15 protein-coding genes are annotated in these 17,427 nt (G+C 46.7%); 11 read left to right on the top strand and 4 right to left on the bottom strand.

All coding sequences use genetic code 11. The features are described 5' to 3' along the window. Positions 1-34: 34 nt before the first annotated feature. Positions 35-649: a YagU family protein gene (locus tag OCV29_RS21590; RefSeq protein ID WP_073604884.1), complete on the bottom strand. Its 615-nt coding sequence runs from the start codon at positions 647-649 to the stop codon at positions 35-37. 262 nt (positions 650-911) lie between these two features. Continuing rightward, positions 912-1,973, bottom strand: coding sequence for a pectate lyase (locus OCV29_RS21585; RefSeq protein ID WP_073604883.1), 1,062 nt, complete (start codon positions 1,971-1,973; stop codon positions 912-914). Between the two features lie 927 nt (positions 1,974-2,900). Between OCV29_RS21585 and OCV29_RS21580 the strand changes: the two genes are divergently transcribed. The 5 genes from OCV29_RS21580 to OCV29_RS21560 all read left to right on the top strand — a co-directional run bounded on the left by OCV29_RS21580 (position 2,901) and on the right by OCV29_RS21560 (position 7,034). Next, positions 2,901-3,452 (top strand): hypothetical protein, encoded by a 552-nt coding sequence (locus OCV29_RS21580; RefSeq protein WP_073604881.1) that lies wholly within the window; start codon positions 2,901-2,903, stop codon positions 3,450-3,452. A 195-nt stretch (positions 3,453-3,647) separates the two neighbouring features. Continuing rightward, entirely contained in the window at positions 3,648-4,679 is a 1,032-nt protein-coding gene (cobT, locus tag OCV29_RS21575; RefSeq protein WP_073604880.1) for a nicotinate-nucleotide--dimethylbenzimidazole phosphoribosyltransferase, read from the top strand. Next, positions 4,679-5,473 carry an adenosylcobinamide-GDP ribazoletransferase gene (locus tag OCV29_RS21570; RefSeq protein WP_073604879.1) on the top strand — a complete coding sequence of 265 codons (795 nt, stop codon included), beginning with the start codon at positions 4,679-4,681 and terminating at the stop codon, positions 5,471-5,473. Before cobT ends, OCV29_RS21570 begins: the two co-directional genes overlap by 1 nt. Then, a complete protein-coding gene (locus OCV29_RS21565) occupies positions 5,474-6,091 on the top strand; it encodes a histidine phosphatase family protein (RefSeq protein ID WP_073604878.1) in 618 nt (205 codons plus the stop codon). It begins immediately after the preceding gene. 52 nt (positions 6,092-6,143) lie between these two features. Then, positions 6,144-7,034 (top strand): dimethylarginine dimethylaminohydrolase family protein, encoded by an 891-nt coding sequence (locus OCV29_RS21560; RefSeq protein ID WP_073604877.1) that lies wholly within the window; start codon positions 6,144-6,146, stop codon positions 7,032-7,034. A gap of 118 nt (positions 7,035-7,152) precedes the next feature. Here the strand turns inward: OCV29_RS21560 and OCV29_RS21555 are convergent, their stop codons facing one another. Together OCV29_RS21555 and OCV29_RS21550 are read right to left on the bottom strand one after the other, a co-directional pair. Beyond that, positions 7,153-8,856 (bottom strand): FAD-dependent oxidoreductase, encoded by a 1,704-nt coding sequence (locus OCV29_RS21555; protein ID WP_073604876.1) that lies wholly within the window; start codon positions 8,854-8,856, stop codon positions 7,153-7,155. Positions 8,857-8,970: 114 nt separating this feature from the next. Next, positions 8,971-9,159 carry a YgaP family membrane protein gene (locus OCV29_RS21550; protein ID WP_073604875.1) on the bottom strand — a complete coding sequence of 63 codons (189 nt, stop codon included), beginning with the start codon at positions 9,157-9,159 and terminating at the stop codon, positions 8,971-8,973. 175 nt (positions 9,160-9,334) lie between these two features. On the opposite strand from OCV29_RS21550, the gene OCV29_RS21545 reads away from it, so the two are divergent. The 6 genes from OCV29_RS21545 (at position 9,335) to nrdD (ending at position 17,396) form a co-directional block, all read left to right on the top strand. Continuing rightward, the gene (locus OCV29_RS21545; protein WP_139281646.1) at positions 9,335-9,649 is read left to right on the top strand and encodes an ArsR/SmtB family transcription factor; all 315 of its coding nucleotides are present in this window, start codon (positions 9,335-9,337) and stop codon (positions 9,647-9,649) included. 80 nt (positions 9,650-9,729) lie between these two features. Then, complete coding sequence (locus tag OCV29_RS21540) at positions 9,730-10,146, top strand: YeeE/YedE family protein (protein ID WP_073604873.1); 417 nt, start codon at positions 9,730-9,732, stop codon at positions 10,144-10,146. Between the two features lie 11 nt (positions 10,147-10,157). Further along, complete coding sequence (locus OCV29_RS21535; RefSeq protein ID WP_073604872.1) at positions 10,158-10,607, top strand: YeeE/YedE family protein; 450 nt, start codon at positions 10,158-10,160, stop codon at positions 10,605-10,607. Between the two features lie 62 nt (positions 10,608-10,669). Further along, positions 10,670-11,674, top strand: coding sequence for an efflux RND transporter periplasmic adaptor subunit (locus OCV29_RS21530; RefSeq protein WP_073604871.1), 1,005 nt, complete (start codon positions 10,670-10,672; stop codon positions 11,672-11,674). A 1-nt stretch (position 11,675) separates the two neighbouring features. After that, entirely contained in the window at positions 11,676-14,864 is a 3,189-nt protein-coding gene (locus OCV29_RS21525) for an efflux RND transporter permease subunit (protein ID WP_073604870.1), read from the top strand. 411 nt (positions 14,865-15,275) lie between these two features. Beyond that, on the top strand, positions 15,276-17,396 hold the full coding sequence (gene nrdD / locus OCV29_RS21520) for an anaerobic ribonucleoside-triphosphate reductase (RefSeq protein WP_073604869.1): 2,121 nt from the start codon (positions 15,276-15,278) through the stop codon (positions 17,394-17,396). The last annotated feature ends 31 nt before the right edge of the window (positions 17,397-17,427 follow it).

The following is a 17,427-nucleotide window of genomic DNA, read 5'->3' as shown; positions in this document are numbered from 1 at the left end:
GATTGATTGAAGCCTTAACAAATGATTGGAAATATCACCGTGCTGGTTCCGAATTGACATCCGGATCTGGTTCGTGAGTGATCCGGTTGCGAAGATCCCGGCGAATAATTTCAATCGACCAGAACCAAATCAAATGGCCGACGATTTCAGACACATGCTCATACCAGGGCAGGCTGAATAGCGGTGGCGTTAATCCCATCAGCGGGAATGAAATCATATGGACAAATAACTGAGCCAGTGCGCCAGCCAGTAACCCCTGCCAGAGCTTAAATTTTGGAAAACGTTCTGTAACCACGCAGTAACCGACAGCAAATACAATCGAAAAGATAATGTGTGTCACGCCAACCCAGTTAAAAGCATGTCCGGCAAATGTATAAACCGCTTGATTGGGGTCTGTCACTCCCAGCCAGTCCCGCAAAAACACGTAAGGCGGGTTCAGAAAATTTCTGGAGCAGTCAATCTGGTTTGCTGCTCTGATCAGCGCTTCCGGCGGACATGCGGCCTGAAAAATATCCGCGGGACTTCGGGGTGGTAATGGATGTTCAGCCCCCCATTTTACAAAAGCAGAGACAATACCAGCAATCAGTCCAATAAATGCAGCCAGGCCATAGCGCCGGCGTGATGGATCAGTTTGGATGAAAAAATTCATAGAATTTCCGTAAAAAGTGTATCAAAAAGAGAATTCAACCCTATCATGCTGAAGCACATAAATTTCGGGTACAGATCAAAGTAAAATTAAATCATGAGATAACAAAGAGTTGACTGACTAATTTTCATTCGACATGTGAACGCTGAGTATATAAGTAATTCCGCCTTAATTTTATTATTACATTCAGCAAATCAATCACTCAATAAAAAGCGCCTTTGCAGGCGCTTTGAGTACACGGGAATATATTGGCATAGTTGGTTGTTTAAAGTTTTGAAACGTCAGATTCAGAGACGTTACAGCTGGTGCTATTCCATGCTTCCCCGATTTTTTCAGATTTACCGTCACCTTTTTCAACGCCAATGTATTCAACACAGACTTTCGGACTGCCTGATTTATAATCTTTGATTTTCAGATTTCTGATTTTTGCCACATCGCCATAGTTGGTGTTGACGCCGACTATGCTATCGATATCTGCATCGACTTCGACATCATCAATCACAACTTTTCTTGGGCCACCGTTATTGGTACAGTCACCACAGGAACGCCACAATTTGCCGTGAACGCCTTCCAGTGTGAATCCGCCTTTGATGGTGGTCGTTGTGCTGTTTTTTGCATTGTGCTGGAATACTTTGTCCGGTTTTCCGCCAGGACCATTTTTACTGTTGTATGCCATACCACCGACAATTGTCAGAGATTTGGCTGTTTTCGTCAGAGTGGCAGCATCTTCACAGATGTCTTCCCAGATCACGTTTTTAATTGTACAGCTGCCTTCTTTACAGTGAATCCCATCGGCACCACCATCTTCGGCAATGCGCAGGTTTTTCACGGTTGCATTTTTGAGGGTGATGATTGGATCCTGATCTTCATCATCGCCGTCACAGCTCGTTCCCAGCGTAATACCGCCACAATCAACGGTTTCATCTTCGAATGTTGCACCAGCAACACATTTACTGGAAGCCGACGTGCTCACCAGTGCATCAAGTTGTGGCAGAGTGCTGGATGCATTGGACAGGATAGTTTCACCATTATCTTTGTAAACTTTGACCCAGTACCAGTAATCTTTTTGTTCTGCGTTTTCATCTTCAACAACAAAGCGTTTTGATCCGACAGCGGAAATTTGCTTTGCATCTGCAAATGAACTGGTTTCACTCCGGTAGACTTCCTGACGGGAAACAGAATCAGCTTCCGTTGACCATGTTAAGAAATTGTGACCTTCTTTTTGAGTTAACATGAGGAAAGCGGAATCAGCGGCAAAGGTTGCTGCTGAAGCCGACATTGCCACGATAAGTGAAGCAACTTGAACTGACGTTTTTAATAGTTTCATTGGTTATACCTCCATTTGAGAAACGTTCTCAATATGAAAGATTGATCGTGTCAATGTAAAGCTGTTTTTTATTTAAATAAATAAATTTGTGGATACACAAAGTAAAAATATTCATTCATATTGATAAAGATAAATATAATAATGTGCGGATGATCAAATTATTATATTTAACCTATTTTTGTATGCGCTTTTAGAATATTTACTCAATAATTAAAATGATTTTTTAAACTTTTTGTTAAATATGAACAAAAAGAATTCATATTATTTGTATAGACATGATTATATATTTTAATCAATATTAAAATAACAACATACCAAAACTTATCAATCAATTATTTATTTTATTTTTGTTTTAAATCAATATCTTATGTATTTTGTTCTCATTGTTGTTTTATGTTTTATCTGATTGTTTTTATTCGCGAATAAAAATAACCTGACAACTGTGTAAGTTTTATGATGCCACTGATATTTATTTTTTCAGTATTGTGTGTTTTTTTGTTTTCATGATTTCAATTTTGATGTGATGTTTTTATTTATATTTCATCTGTGAAAAATACCTTGTGTAAATTAATGTAAAGATTAAGAGTTAATAAAGTCATTAAATTTATTAACTTCATGAATATCTTATTGGATTTATTCACAGAATGCACCGGAGCCAGTGAGAAAATCACCGGATGTAAATTTGTATGATTCCGAAACCAGACAGCGGTTTGATGGCATTTTCATTCTGCCCGGATAAAGATAAATATACCCACATATGGGTATAAGTACCGGAAAGGTGCATGATTGAGATTGTTTGAGTACAATCACTGTGGTCAATGTTCCGGTGAAAAGCCTGAGCAACGCCGGATAAAATCATGGATATAAGTGATTTCCGGATAACAATTCACATCATATAAACGAATATACAACACGACAGAGGCAGTTATGCGTCGTTATTTATTGATTTTTTTTGGTGTTTTCTTATCTGGCTGTGCTGCAGGGCCGGGTTATAAGTACTATGTCGAGCCCACACCACTGAAGCAGAATGTCACCAGATATCGTCTTGGTGACGTGAAAGTTGTACTCACACGTACCGGCTATATCAAACCTGATTCCCGTTTTGCTTCTGCATCGGAACTTCAGCAGACGTTTATGGCTGATATCCGGTCCGGAATGCAGCGGGCAGGTATTCTTGCTGGTCCGGAGATGACTGAGAGTCCTGTAGTTAGAGTGACCGTTGATTATACCAGACACATCAATCTGGGAGGGGTCTCTTTATATAAGTCCAAGGTTTCACATTATGTGGTAGTTTCTCTGGGAGGGAAAGAGCTGGCAGAATTCCGGACAGATACTTATTCCCCTCAGTATCCTTATCTGGAAGAGCCAGGGGTGAATCTCAAAATGGCTGCTTTTTTGTGGAATGAAAAAGATGAGCCCAGAGATGTTGCACTCATCTCTGGTGTGATTGTCAAAGATCTGGCGAAGTTAGGCCATTAACTCATCGTTGAATAAAGCTGTGACTCTATAAGAAGCTTTTGTCCCGGACTGGTCGTTTGTCTGCTTTCTTTGGCGGTTTACGCCGGGTGTTCATCTTGTAAAGACCTGAAAACAGAGACGATATTTTTATGGCATTTGTGCTCAGGGCAGGTACACTCAGTTGGATATAAGATTCAGAAAGCGAAAGGGAAAATCATGCTGAACACACGTTATCTGGCGAAAATCCGGCACAGAATTGATCAAAAAACCAAACCCGCCGGTTCTTTAGGCGCACTGGAAGATATCGCACAACAACTGGCTTTGATTCAGTCGCAGGGAAAAGAAGACGCGGTGACTCAACTGGAGATCCATCAACCGACTGTGATCGTTTTTGCCGGCGATCATGGTGTTGCTGATGAAGGTGTGAGTATCGCACCGAGCGAAGTCACTTATCAGATGGTGATGAATTTTCTGGCAGGCGGGGCAGGCGTAAACTGTTTTTGTCGCAGTGCCGGGGTCGGAATGAAAGTCGTGGACTGCGGTATTATGATTCCGGTGGAAGCACCGCATCCTGACTGCTTTATCCAGCAGCGTCTTGGCAGCAGAACCAATAATTTTCACCTTGAACCGGCGATGACAGAAGCGCAGGTTACTCAGGGAATTAAATATGGTCAAAATGTGGTGACAAAGACGATTGAGGCGGGTTCGAATCTGGTGATGTTCGGGGAAATGGGGATTGGAAATACGACCAGTGCAGCTGCGATTCTTGCCTCGCTGACCCAGATAGATCCGCAGATGTGTGTTGGTCACGGAACCGGTATTCAGCCGGAGCAATTCATGAAGAAAACCGCGATCGTGCGCCAGTGTGCTGAAAAACTCCGGGGTGAAAACGCAATGACAGTGCTGGCTGGTGCCGGAGGTTTTGAGATTGTGCAGATGGTCGGGGCATTTATTGGTGCGGCACAACGGGGTGTGCCTGTGATTGTCGACGGGTTTATTGTCACCGTTGCGGCGTATGTAGCGACTTTGCTGGAGCCAGCCTGCAGAGACTATATGATTTTTGCCCATCAGTCGGAGGAACCCGGACACCAGCGGGTTCTTGAAGTCTTGTATGCCAAACCATTACTCCACCTGGGGTTACGTTTGGGAGAAGGCACGGGTGCCGTACTTGCTGTACCACTGATTCAGGCGGCCTGTGAGTTTTACAACACCATGGCCAGTTTTGATGAAGCCGGGGTGACCGTTTAATGTTTGCCCGGCTTAAATATCAGCTGGAACTGTTTTGGCTCTCTCTGAGTTTCTTTTCCAGAATTCCTGTACCACGTTCGACCCCCTATTCAGAAGTACGGATGAATCAGTCTTCCCGGTATTTTTCGGCGGTTGGCCTGTGTATTGGTGCGCTTTGCCTGGTCATTTTCTGGTTGATGGCGAGGGTGGTGCCTGAAGATATTGCTGTCTTTTGTATGATGTGTTTCAGTCTGATGCTGACGGGGGCATTTCATGAAGATGGTCTGGCTGATATGGCAGACGGAATCGGTGGCGGGATGACAGTGGAAAAGCGGCTGAATATCATGAAAGACAGCCGGATTGGTACCTATGGGACGGCTTCTCTGATGATGGCTTTGCTGGGTAAGTATCTGTTGCTGACACATCTTGCCGCTTCTGCAGTCTTTGTTCCTGTTGTATTACTGGGCCACAGCCTGAGCCGGGTACTGGCAGGATCGGTCATTTTCGATACCCCTTATGTCACGGATTTAAATCAGAGTAAAAGTAAACCACTTGCGTCTGAGCAGGCGACAAAAGAATTAGTGATTCTGAGTGTGATCGGGCTGATTCCGGTGATCTTTCTGCCATTCGGCTTGAGTGTGATACTGATAGTTTTGTGTCTGGGCCTCCGGTCTTTGTTCCGGCGTTGGCTGATAAGTCGTTTGGGAGGATTTACCGGGGACACATTAGGCGGGATTCAGCAATGTTTTGAGTTGTTCATTTATCTCTTTTTTCTGGCCTGTATTCATCTGGGCTTAAACGTTCAAGGAGGATAAATGAAGTCTTTGACGAAATCTGATGTCTGGCTGCTTCGTCACGGGAAAACCACCGGGCCTGCAGCATTGAACGGGCAGACTGATGCTTGTGTGGCACCACAGACTCAAACGCAAATCACACAGGTTTTGGCCCGGCAGAACTTGCCTTACCGGCAGGTGATTAGTTCACCCTTATCGCGGTGTCTGGATTTGGCCACACGTCTGACAGATGACGATAAAGTGATGATTCAGCCGGACTGGAAAGAGATGAATTTCGGTGATTTTGATGGTGTGCCTTTTGAGCAGATCCCGCCGGAACGCTGGGCAGAACTCGAGAAATTCTGGGAGAATCCGGTGCAATACCCGCTTACTGGCGCAGAGACTCTCGCAGCATTTTACCAACGGGTTTCGGCATGCTGGACACGTTTTACCGGTGACCTGCAAACCGATACCCTGGTGGTGACTCACGGTGGTGTGATCCGGATGATACTGGCACAGGTGCTTAATTTAGACTGGAGAAATCCTGCGTTATTTACCCGGCTCAATATTGCGAATCAGAGCCTGACTCATTTAGAAGTCGTGACGGGTGAGTATGATTTTGTTACGGTAAAATCGGTTGGAGTACAGTTAGCGAAATAGTGGTCTGTTTCGGGGCTGATGACCTTTGGTTTTTTCACAGAAGGAAGATGAAATGAGTGACTATGGATGTCAAAATATGGCCGGGAAAATGACGCGGGTGCTGATGCGCCGTCCGGCGCAAAGTCTGAGAAATGCTGACCCAAAGCAGTGGCATTATAATCACTTATTTGATGCAGAGCAGGCGATTGAAGAGTATGAAGCATTTGTGGGTTTGATTGAAACATCAGGTGCAGATATCGTCTGGATACCGGATGATAACGATGATTTAGCCGATGCGATGTTTACCCGCGATGCGTCGCTGATTACCAAAGCAGGGGCGATATTACTGAATATGGGGAAGCCCCTGCGGGCAGAAGAACCTCAGTTGCATGGCAAAATTCTGACTCAGGCCGGTATACCTGTGCTGGGTCATTTAAGTGGTGATGCCCGGATTGAAGGGGGCGATATCATCTGGCTGGATGAGAATACGCTGATTGTTGGCCTTGGATTTCGTTCTAACCGCACTGGTGTTGAAGTGTTGCAGACGTTACTGAATCCGCATGGGGTCGAGGTACTGGGATTTGACATGCCGTACTGGACCGGTGAAGCGGCTTGTTTACACCTGATGTCGGTGATATCGCCTTTGACTGAAACCAAGTATCTGGTTCATCCGCCTTTGATTCCCGCAGCGTTGTGGACATTGATGAAATCCCGTGGCATTGACATGGTGATTGCTCCGGCTGATGAATTTGAAGCTTCGTTTGGTCTGAATCTGAATGTATTACCAACACAGCCGGATCGCTGCATTATGATCGATGGGTTTCCCAAAACCAAAGCCGTGATGGAAGCGCATGGCACTCATGTTGATGTCTTTCCGGGAAATGCACTATGCATGGCATGTGAGGGCGGCCCGACCTGTCTGACCAATCCGGTGATGCGTCAGGCTATTCAGGAGAGATATTGATACTCATGTATGGGCATCATGCATCCGGATACAGGATATAAAAGGGAAACCCGGTGATTTCCCTTTTCCTTTTCCGGATAACTGAATTGACGCGGACCTAAGCTTTATTGACGCGGGCCTAAGCTTTGGCAAAGCAGTAAGTCCGGTAACCACCAATCAAATTTCTTGCCTTGTAACCATGATTCACCAGTTGCCGGTAAGCCACATTGCCACGTAAACCCACCTGACAATAGATGATGATCTCCTTGTCTTTCGGCAGTTCATGCATCCGCTGGCGAAGTTCATCGACCGGGATATTGACTGCACCCTCAATGTAGCCCACGTTTTCCAGTTCGCCAGGGTTACGGACATCCAGCAGCAACTGATTGTCAGACAAATGGTCAATTTCATCAAAGTGAATCGGGGTTGCATCACCTTTCATGATGTTGGTTGCGACAAATGCGGCCTGATTGATAACATCTTTGGCACTGCCATACGGTGGTGCATAGGTCAGCTCCAGATGTTGTAACTGCGCAACGGTCATCCCCGCTCTTTGTGCAACGGCAATCACATCGATTCGTTTATCGATGCCATCTTTTCCGGCTGCCTGAGCACCAAAAATCTGACCGGATTGTGGATCAAACAGCAGTTTGAATGAAACAATTTCGGCCCCTGGATAATATCCGGCATGACTGGCTGTGTGGACGAAGACTTTTTCATAAACAGTACCGTCACGCCGGAGCTGTTTTTCATTTTTACCGGTTGATGCAATGGCAAGATCGAATATCTTACAAATTGCGGTGCCTTGTGTTCCCTGATAGGTTTCGTTTCTGCCCAGCATATTGTCTGCTGCCATGCGGCCCTGACGGTTGGCCGGGCCAGCCAGTGGTACCAGCGTGGGTTGACCGGTGACAAAATCAGCGTCTTCAATTGCATCACCGACGGCATAAATAGACGGGTCACTGGTTTGCATCGATGGATTGACCTGAATGCCACCCAGCGGACCGGTTTCCAGCCCGGCTTCTGTCACCAGCCGGGTTTCCGGGCGGACACCAATTGCCATGATCAGAATGTCCGTGGTGAGCAAGTCGCCGCTACTGAGGGTCAGATTTAATTTACCTTCCAGATGCTGGTGTTGGTCAGACTGCCCGGCATCTTCGCTGGCGACGGTCATGTTCGGAATAAATTCAGCAGCACTTAAAGCTGTTTTTAAACGTAAATCGATCCCTTTGTGACGGATTTCGGCATGGGCAAATCCTGCCATTTCCCTGTCTGTCGGGGTCATGACCTGATCGGCCATTTCCAGCAGGGTGGTTGGAATACCAAGCCGGTGAAAGGCTTCTGCCATTTCCAGGCCGATAAACCCACCCCCGACAACCGTGGCATGTTCTGGTTTATTCATCTGGATCGTTTGGATTATTTTATCCATGTCCGGAATATTGCGCAGCGTATGCGTCAGAGGGTTGTCGAGCCCCGGAATGGGGGGAACGACCGGAGCTGCGCCCGGACTGAGCAGTAAAAAGTCATAATTTTCAGTATATTCACTGCCATCTGTCAGCCGTTTGACTGTGACAGTTTTTGCTGTTTTGTCGATGTGCGTGACTTCGTTCATGACCCGGACATCGACATTAAAGCGGGCAAGGAAACTGTCCGGGGTTTGCAGTAACAGTTTACTTCTTTCCTGTATTTCTCCACCGATATGATAAGGCAGGCCACAGTTGGCGAATGAAACAAAATTACCCCGTTCCAGTATAATAATTTCAGCCTCTTCACTCAGGCGCCGGGCCCGGGCAGCGGCAGATGCGCCACCGGCTACACCACCGACAATCACGATTTTGGTCATAAAATAAGCCTTTTTTCAGTCTTGGTCATATTTATCCGGGTTTACATTGATCCGGTTATAGCCGCGCAGGCAGACAATATGACGGCCTGCGCGGCTGCGATGTTGGGGATGATTTTATGGTGTCATCCCCATTTTTTTCAACACCATCCCGGCAGGACAAAAGCCGGTGAATGCACTTTGAATCAGGTTCAGGCCAACAAATACGGTAAGCCACACAAAGCCGGGATGAACGAAGTAAGTCAGAATGACAGAGAGAAGAACCATGCTCCCTGCGACGATTCGGATACCATTATCTACTTTCATATCATATTCCTTTTGATGAGCTGATCTGTGTCAACCGGAAGTTACTATAGAATGAATTATTAGAAATGTCTAATTTAATTAAATCTAAATTTGTTATTGCTAAATAAGAAAAATCTAATATTATATGGAAGTATCTCGTGATAAATGGTCAGGGGGAAGTGTGACAAATGAAACAATGACAGAGATTGAGCAGATGCAGAAGCACGCACAGGAAGCTGCTGATTTTCTCAAGTTGATGGCGCATCCTGCCCGATTAATGGTGCTATGTCAGCTTGCTGACGGAGAAGTGAGCGTTGCTATGTTACAACGTCACTCTGAGCTGAGTCAGTCTGCTTTCTCTCAGCATTTGAAAGTACTGCGCGAGCATGGACTGGTTGTCGTGAGAAAATCATCTCAGCAGGTGTTTTACTCTCTGGCTGATCATCGGGCAACTGCGATTATCTCAAGCTTACAGCAATTGTTTTGTCACGAATCACCGACCTTATCGTAAGGTTCAAACGACCTGAATCATACATCGTCAGGTCGTTTGGGTATCAAGGCATTGGTCGAATATAAGGAGAGATTAATTTTATGTGGACACACATACCGTGGTTTTCACTGACAGGTGGCATGTTCATTGGTTTATCAGCGCTGATGTTACTGTTTTTAAACGGAAAAATTGCAGGGATCAGTGGCATTCTGACCGGCATATTCCGCCCGCAGCATCCGGATGCCGGGTGGCGGTTATTATTTGCACTCGGGTTGATTGCCGGTGGTGCTGGTGCGTCATACGGGCTCGGTTTTGAGATGCCGGACACACTGAATATCTCTGGAATTGATCTGATGACGGCTGGTTTGCTGGTCGGCATTGGGACTCGTCTGGCCAATGGCTGTACCAGTGGTCATGGAATCTGTGGTGTCGGACGTTTGTCTCTGCGTTCAATCGTTGCCACGGTGACTTTTATGCTTGTTGCTGCTGTCACTGTGTATTTCCGTTTACACGGATAAGGGAAATCATCATGAAAAATAAAATGGTTGCATTACTGTCCGGGGTCTTGTTTGGGGCGGGATTAACGATATCCGGCATGGTGTTACCCGCTAAAGTCGTCGGATTTCTTGATGTTGCCGGAGACTGGGATATGAGTTTGGCTTTTGTGATGGGCGGAGCGCTTCTGATATTCATGCCGGGCTATTTTTATCTGGTCAAACCGCGTTCCCGGTCTGTTTCTGGCGGAGAATTTATGTTGCCGTCTTATCAGAAAATTGATCTGAGATTGATCACCGGTGCTTCTGTATTTGGTGTCGGCTGGGGGCTGGCTGGTATTTGTCCCGGACCGGCGATTGTAAATTTAGTCACCGGACAGACAGGTATCTGGATGTTTTTTGCTGCGATGATGGTTGGGTTGGGTGGAACCAGCTTCGTGCTATGTAAGTTACAGACAGATAAAACGGCCAAACAAACGGCATAAAGACATCCGGTTGTTTCGGTATATAAGCTGCCAGCCGAATACCGGTATTGCAGGAGGCATGTATGAGTAAAGTTTCGGTTTGGATTGTGATTGGGTTGAATGGGTTACTGTGTACTCCGGTTTTTGCGCAAGAAAGCTATACCGTATCTGAAACGACGATACCTGTTGTGGTTACGTTTGATGGTGTGGTTGAACCTGTGAACCAGGGGACCGTTGCTGCACAGACATCTGGCCGGGTAGTGGGCGTCTATGCCGGGGTGAATGATTATGTCAAAGCCGGATCGGTATTGTTAGAAATCAGTGCGACGCAGCAAACCGCCGCATTCGATGCAGCGAACGCACAGCTTAGTCAGGCGGTGGCACAAAATCGTGAAGCTCAGGCGCAACTGCAACGATATCAGCGCTTGTCAGATCAGGGCGTTGTGACGCAGGATCAACTGGACTCTGCCGATGCCAGAGCCCGTTCTTCTGCTGCATTAGTTAAATCTGCACAGGCTGCTGTGACAAAAGCAAAAGATGCATTGGGCTACACCCGTATCCGGGCGCCTTATGATGGTATCGTGACAGCCCGTCACGTTGAATTGGGCGAAACGGTTTCTCCTGGTACGTTATTATTCAGTGGTTACGGGCTGGATTCACTGCGGGTGAAAGCCGGGATACCACAGCGCTACCGGACGCGGGTAAAAATGCTCAATCAGTTTCGTGTTGAAACGCCGGACGGCATTCTCAGGCAACCTGCTTCTTTCTCTTTATTCCGTTATCTGGATCCACAAACTCATACCTCGACGGTCCGTTTATATTTATCTGATACGGACAGCCGGGAACTGACACCGGGGATGTGGGTGAAGATCCGCTTTGAATCCGGTAAAAAAACGGTCATTACCGTACCGCAGCAAGCCATTTTTTTCCGCGGAGAGCTCAGTGCTGTTTACCGGAAAACAGTAGAAGGTTTGATGCTGACACCTGTCCGGCTTGGGCCGGTGTCTGGCCATCAGGTTGAAGTTCTGGCCGGGCTGGAAGTGGGTGATCAGGTTTCGCTGAACACTTCTCTGTTCAAAGGAGAATGATATGGAACCAAAAATGGGCATCTCCGGCCGTATAGCCGCACTGTTTCAGCGGTCGGCAATGACACCATTGCTGGCTTTGATTGGTATGCTCATGGGCATCTTTGCTGTGATAGTGACGCCAAAAGAGGAAGAACCACAAATCGATGTGACATTTGCCGATGTATTGATTCCTTTTCCCGGTGCTTCGCCAGCGGAAGTTGAACATCTGGTCACAACGCCGGCGGAGCAGGTGCTATCAGAAATGCAGGGTGTTGATCAGATTTATTCTTTTTCCCGGCCTGACGGGGCACTTATTGTGGTGGTTTTTAATGTAGGCGTTTCCCGAAATGATGCCGTTGTGCGCACCTATAATAAACTCTATTCAAATAAGGATTGGCTGCCTGCTGGAACCGGGGTGGGTGAGCCGGTCATCAAATCAAGGGGAATTGAAGATGTCCCGGTGGTGACACTGACGCTGAGTGATACAGACGGTAAGGTTTCAGTACAACAGTTAACGCAGATTGCCCACGGGCTGGAAACCGAGCTGAAAAAAATCGAAGGTACCCGTGATATTTATACCGTTGGCGGGCAGAATCAGGTGATTGATGTCCGTCTGGATCCGGTAAAAATGAACAGCTATGGGGTGACCATTGACCACTTAAACCAGATACTCCGATCAGAAAATACCCGTTCCACTTTATTGTCTTTGACGTCAAACAATCAACGGATTCCGCTGCGTATCGGGCAATTTTTAACCCGGACAGAAGAGATCGGGCATCTTGTGGTTGGTTTACACCAGAATGCTCCCGTTTATTTTGCTGATATTGCCACGATTTCATCAGGGATAGATACCCCGGTGCAGCGGGTCTGGACGAACCGGTTGCATGATATGTCTCAGCCGGTGCCTGCGGTCACTATTGCTGTTGCAAAGAAAGCCGGTGAAAATGCAGTCGATGTTGCCAGAGAAATCAATCAGCATCTGATCGGGCTGAAGAATCAAATGATTCCTCCGGGGGTGGATGTGGAAGTGACCCGAAACTATGGACAAACAGCCGCAGAAAAAAGCCGGACCCTCATCGGCAAGTTGATTTTTGCCACGCTGGCCGTGGTGGTGCTGGTCGCGGTGACAATGGGCTGGCGGGAAGCGATAGTCGTCGGGGTTGCTGTTACGATCACTCTGATGGTCACACTGTTTGCCTCGTGGGCATGGGGGTTTACCATCAATCGGGTATCCTTGTTTGCTTTGATCTTCTCCATTGGGATTTTGGTGGATGACGCGATTGTAGTGGTGGAAAATATCCACCGGCATATGTCTTCCCGGACATCTTCGCTGTCTGTGCCAGCCGCTGTCGATGAAGTGGGCGGGCCGACAATTCTTGCGACGTTGACTGTGATTGCAGCATTGCTGCCAATGGCTTTTGTCAGCGGACTGATGGGGCCATATATGAGTCCGATTCCAATCAATGCCTCAATGGGAATGCTGATCTCGCTGATGGTCGCCTTTGTGCTGACGCCCTGGCTGGCGGTAAAACTGCTGCGTCCACATGATATGGTTCAGCATCATACCAGCGATAATCTCCGGCCGTCCGGCAGCTCGTTTGTTGAACGAATCATGACACCTTTTATTTTATCGTCAAAGCAACGTCGATACCGCTGGTTGCTTGGCACCGGAATTCTGGTGCTGATTGGCGGTTCATTGTTATTACCGGCTTATCAGGCAGTGGTGTTGAAAATGTTGCCTTTTGATAATAAATCTGAGTTTCAGGTGGTTCTGGATATGCCGGATGATACAGCGCTGGAAAAAACGGAACGGGTCTTGTTTGAGATGGGCCAGGCGCTGACGAAAGTGCCGGAGGTTCGCAGTTATCAAATTTATGCCGGCACTGCGGCACCCATGAATTTCAACGGATTAGTCCGGCATTATTATATTCGCTCCGGGGCTTATCAGGGCGATATTCAGGTGAACCTGAAGCCAAAACATGAACGCGGCAGAAACAGCCATCAAATAGCAGCGGCTATCCGGCCGGTTTTAAATCAGATTGCCAGCCGTTCCGGCGGGAAAGTCAAAGTGGTTGAAGTGCCGCCGGGGCCACCGGTCTGGTCACCGATTGTGGCCGAAGTATACGGGCCTGACCATCAGAGCCGGACGGAAGCAGCCCGGCAGATCCGCCAGATATTTCAGACCAGCCAAGATATTGTCGACGTCGATATCTATTTGCCGGAGCCACGTCAGCAATGGCAGGTGACGATTGATCGCAGTAGAGCGGCGCAATGGCAGGTGCCTTATCAGTCGATTGTTCAGACACTGGCGGTGGCAATCGGCGGGCAGCCTGCAACTTATCTCCATTCAGAACATCATAAATATCCGGTGCCGGTGCTGATTCAGGCCCAGGAACCGGCCAAAGCCGGGATGGAACAGCTTCTGATGATGCAGGTTTCCGGCCGGAACGGGCAACATTATCCGCTGGCTGATTTAGTCACCCTCCACAAAACAGCGGCAGAAGATTATATCGTTCATAAAAACCTGAGACCGATGGTGATGGTGGTTGGTGACATGACCGGTGACACCGATAGTCCACTCTATGGTATGGCTGAAATAGCCTCAAATTTCAGCCAGCTGTCTTACCCTGTGGCACAGTATCTGATTCATCAGCCAGTCACATCGCAGGGAATTTCTGTGCTCTGGGACGGGGAATGGAAAATTACTTATGAGACCTTCAGGGATATGGGGATTGCTTATGCTGTTGGCATGGTTCTCATCTATTTGCTGGTTGTCGCGCATTTTAAATCCTATTTAACGCCGTTGATCATTATGGCGCCGATTCCGTTGACAATCATTGGTGTGATGCCGGGACACGCGTTGCTGGGGGCTCAGTTCACGGCGACATCGATGATTGGCATGATTGCCCTGGCTGGTATTATTGTGCGGAATTCGATTTTATTGGTGGATTTTATTCATCTGCAGGTGGCTGAAGGGGAAGCATTTTTCGCAGCGGTGATCAATTCAGTGAAGGTCAGGGCGAGGCCGATCATTCTGACGGCACTGGCGGCGATGATTGGTTCTCTGTTTATTTTAGATGATCCAATTTTTAATGGTTTGGCGATCAGTCTGATTTTTGGTGTGTTCGTCTCGACCCTGCTGACGCTGATCGTGATACCGGTGCTTTATTATGCAATGATGAAGCAACGATTTATCCGCACTGAGCATTAGTTTTCGCATTTGCGTTGATGCATTATCATTTGACTCTTTTACCTTTCCGGTTTCCTGAAAACAGCAGGAAACCGGTTCGTTTTTATCCGGTTGCATAGATATTATCCGAACCGGATGAAGTGTTTTTTCTTATCTGTTTATCCAAGCCTGTTCTGTTCAGGGATGTGATAATTTCAAGTCATTTTTTCGCGTAAAAAACAAATATTTTTCTTGCATCGGGATAAATGAGATCTGCTGATAAATATCGTAGTTATCTTGGTCACGGGGGATGTTTTATTGATTTGGATCAAAACATTTGACCGATGCTTCTCGTTTAATGCCCTACAATATATTGTGTCTGATACGTAACTATAAGCCCTATATCATGTGTTTTGTGCGAATTTGCATATGAGTCCGGGTTAAGGAGATAACATGAAGCCCATCGTAATTAAACGTGATGGTTCAAGAGCAGTATTTCATCGCGACAGGATTCAGGCAGCGGTCGAAGCGGCAGCTGAGCATGTTGATAAGGAAATCGCTATTTATGCATTAAATGTAGCGTTGGCTGTTGAACTGAAACTGAAAGATTACGAGGAAGTTCATATCGCTGAAATTCAGACGATTGTCGAAAATGAATTGATGCAGGGTCCGTACAAATCTCTGGCACGTTCTTATATTGAATATCGTCATGATCGTGATATAGCCCGCGAAAAACAGAGTGCATTAACCAAAGAGATCGAAGGACTGATTAATGAAAGTAATGCAGATTTACTGAATGAAAATGCAAATAAAGATGGTAAGGTTATTCCAACTCAGCGTGATTTATTAGCAGGGATTGTCGCTAAACATTATGCAAAAACCCGGATTTTACCAAGAGATGTTGTTCAGGCGCATGAAGCTGGTGATATTCACTATCATGATCTGGATTATGCGCCATTTTTCCCGATGTTTAACTGTATGTTGATTGACCTTAAAGGTATGTTAACGCATGGCTTTAAGATGGGAAATGCTGAAATTGATACACCGAAGTCAATTTCAACAGCAACGGCAGTAACCGCACAGATTATTGCGCAGGTTGCCAGCCATATTTATGGTGGAACAACCATTAACCGGATTGATGAAATTCTGGAACCTTATGTTCAGACCAGCTATGACAAACATCTGGCCGTTGCGCGGGAATGGGATATTCACGATCCGGAATCTTTCGCCAAAGCACGCACAGAAAAAGAGTGTTATGACGCATTTCAGTCGCTGGAATACGAAGTCAATACCCTGCATACCGCAAATGGTCAGACTCCCTTTGTAACCTTTGGTTTTGGTCTGGGGACGAGTTGGGCATCACGCCTGATTCAGCAATCAATTCTGAAAAACCGGATTGCCGGCTTGGGTAAGAATCATAAAACAGCAGTATTCCCGAAACTGGTTTTTGCGATTAAAGATGGTCTGAACCATCAGCAGGATGATCCGAACTACGATATTAAACAGTTAGCACTTGAATGTGCGACGAAGCGGATGTATCCGGATATTTTGAATTATGATCGCGTGGTTGAGGTGACCGGTTCGTTTAAAACCCCGATGGGTTGCCGGAGTTTTCTGTCTGTCTATGAAGAAAACGGCGAAATTGTTCATGATGGGCGGAATAACCTTGGTGTTGTCAGTCTGAACCTGCCACGGATTGCGATTCAGTCTGGTGGTGATGTCGGCAAATTTTATGAAATTCTGGATGACAAGCTGGCACTGGCACGCCGTGCGCTCGAAACCCGGATTAGTCGTTTGGAAAAAGTACGGGCCCGCGTTGCGCCAATCTTGTATATGGAAGGTGCGTGCGGAGTTCGCCTGAAAGCCAATGATCCGATTTCTCACATCTTTAAGAATGGCCGGGCTTCTATCTCTCTCGGCTATATTGGGGTTCACGAGACAGTCAATGCATTATTCGGGATTCAGAAGCATCTGTACGATGATCAAATGCTTCGTGATGAAGCGCTGAAAATTATTCAGCATCTGAAGGATGCGACGACGCGTTGGGCTGAGGAAACTGGCTACGGCTTCAGCCTGTATGCAACTCCAAGTGAGAACCTGTGTAATCGCTTTTGCCGGATCGATGCGAAAGAGTTTGGTGTGATTGATGGCGTGACAGATAAAGGCTATTACACCAACAGCTTCCATCTGGATGTTGAGAAGAAGGTCAATCCGTACGATAAAATTGATTTTGAGATGCCATATCCGGAAATCTCCAGTGGTGGTTTTATCTGTTATGGTGAATTCCCGAATATGCAGCGTAACGTTGAAGCGTTGGAAAATGTGTGGGATTACAGCTATCAACGTGTGCCTTATTACGGTACAAACACACCGATAGATGAATGCTATGAATGTGGCTATACCGGTGAATTTGAATGTACCAGCAAAGGCTTTACCTGTCCGAAATGTGGCAATCACGATACCACCAAAGTGTCCGTCACACGCCGGGTGTGTGGTTATCTGGGCAGCCCGGATGCCAGACCATTTAATTTCGGAAAACAGGAAGAAGTGAAGCGCCGGGTCAAACACTTGTAATATCTGGAGAAGCCCTCTTAAATCAGGGGAT

The sequence above is a fragment of the Vibrio aerogenes genome (assembly GCF_024346755.1).
Taxonomy (GTDB): Bacteria; Pseudomonadota; Gammaproteobacteria; order Enterobacterales; family Vibrionaceae; genus Vibrio; species Vibrio aerogenes.
Note: the sequence above shows the minus strand (reverse complement) of the source record. Positions and strands in the feature narration are given on the sequence as shown.

Bases quoted from the DNA above. Each gene is read 5' to 3' on its own strand.
- OCV29_RS21540 (WP_073604873.1), top strand. From the start codon at position 9,730: ATGTGGACACACATACCGTGGTTTTCACTGACAGGTGGCATGTTCATT.
- OCV29_RS21570 (WP_073604879.1), top strand. From the start codon at position 4,679: ATGTTTGCCCGGCTTAAATATCAGCTGGAACTGTTTTGGCTCTCTCTG.
- OCV29_RS21585 (WP_073604883.1), bottom strand. From the start codon at position 1,973: ATGAAACTATTAAAAACGTCAGTTCAAGTTGCTTCACTTATCGTGGCA.
- OCV29_RS21590 (WP_073604884.1), bottom strand. From the start codon at position 649: ATGAATTTTTTCATCCAAACTGATCCATCACGCCGGCGCTATGGCCTG.
- OCV29_RS21550 (WP_073604875.1), bottom strand. From the start codon at position 9,159: ATGAAAGTAGATAATGGTATCCGAATCGTCGCAGGGAGCATGGTTCTT.
- OCV29_RS21535 (WP_073604872.1), top strand. From the start codon at position 10,158: ATGAAAAATAAAATGGTTGCATTACTGTCCGGGGTCTTGTTTGGGGCG.
- OCV29_RS21530 (WP_073604871.1), top strand. From the start codon at position 10,670: ATGAGTAAAGTTTCGGTTTGGATTGTGATTGGGTTGAATGGGTTACTG.
- nrdD (WP_073604869.1), top strand. From the start codon at position 15,276: ATGAAGCCCATCGTAATTAAACGTGATGGTTCAAGAGCAGTATTTCAT.
- OCV29_RS21565 (WP_073604878.1), top strand. From the start codon at position 5,474: ATGAAGTCTTTGACGAAATCTGATGTCTGGCTGCTTCGTCACGGGAAA.
- OCV29_RS21555 (WP_073604876.1), bottom strand. From the start codon at position 8,856: ATGACCAAAATCGTGATTGTCGGTGGTGTAGCCGGTGGCGCATCTGCC.
- OCV29_RS21525 (WP_073604870.1), top strand. From the start codon at position 11,676: ATGGAACCAAAAATGGGCATCTCCGGCCGTATAGCCGCACTGTTTCAG.
- OCV29_RS21545 (WP_139281646.1), top strand. From the start codon at position 9,335: ATGACAGAGATTGAGCAGATGCAGAAGCACGCACAGGAAGCTGCTGAT.
- OCV29_RS21580 (WP_073604881.1), top strand. From the start codon at position 2,901: ATGCGTCGTTATTTATTGATTTTTTTTGGTGTTTTCTTATCTGGCTGT.
- OCV29_RS21560 (WP_073604877.1), top strand. From the start codon at position 6,144: ATGAGTGACTATGGATGTCAAAATATGGCCGGGAAAATGACGCGGGTG.
- cobT (WP_073604880.1), top strand. From the start codon at position 3,648: ATGCTGAACACACGTTATCTGGCGAAAATCCGGCACAGAATTGATCAA.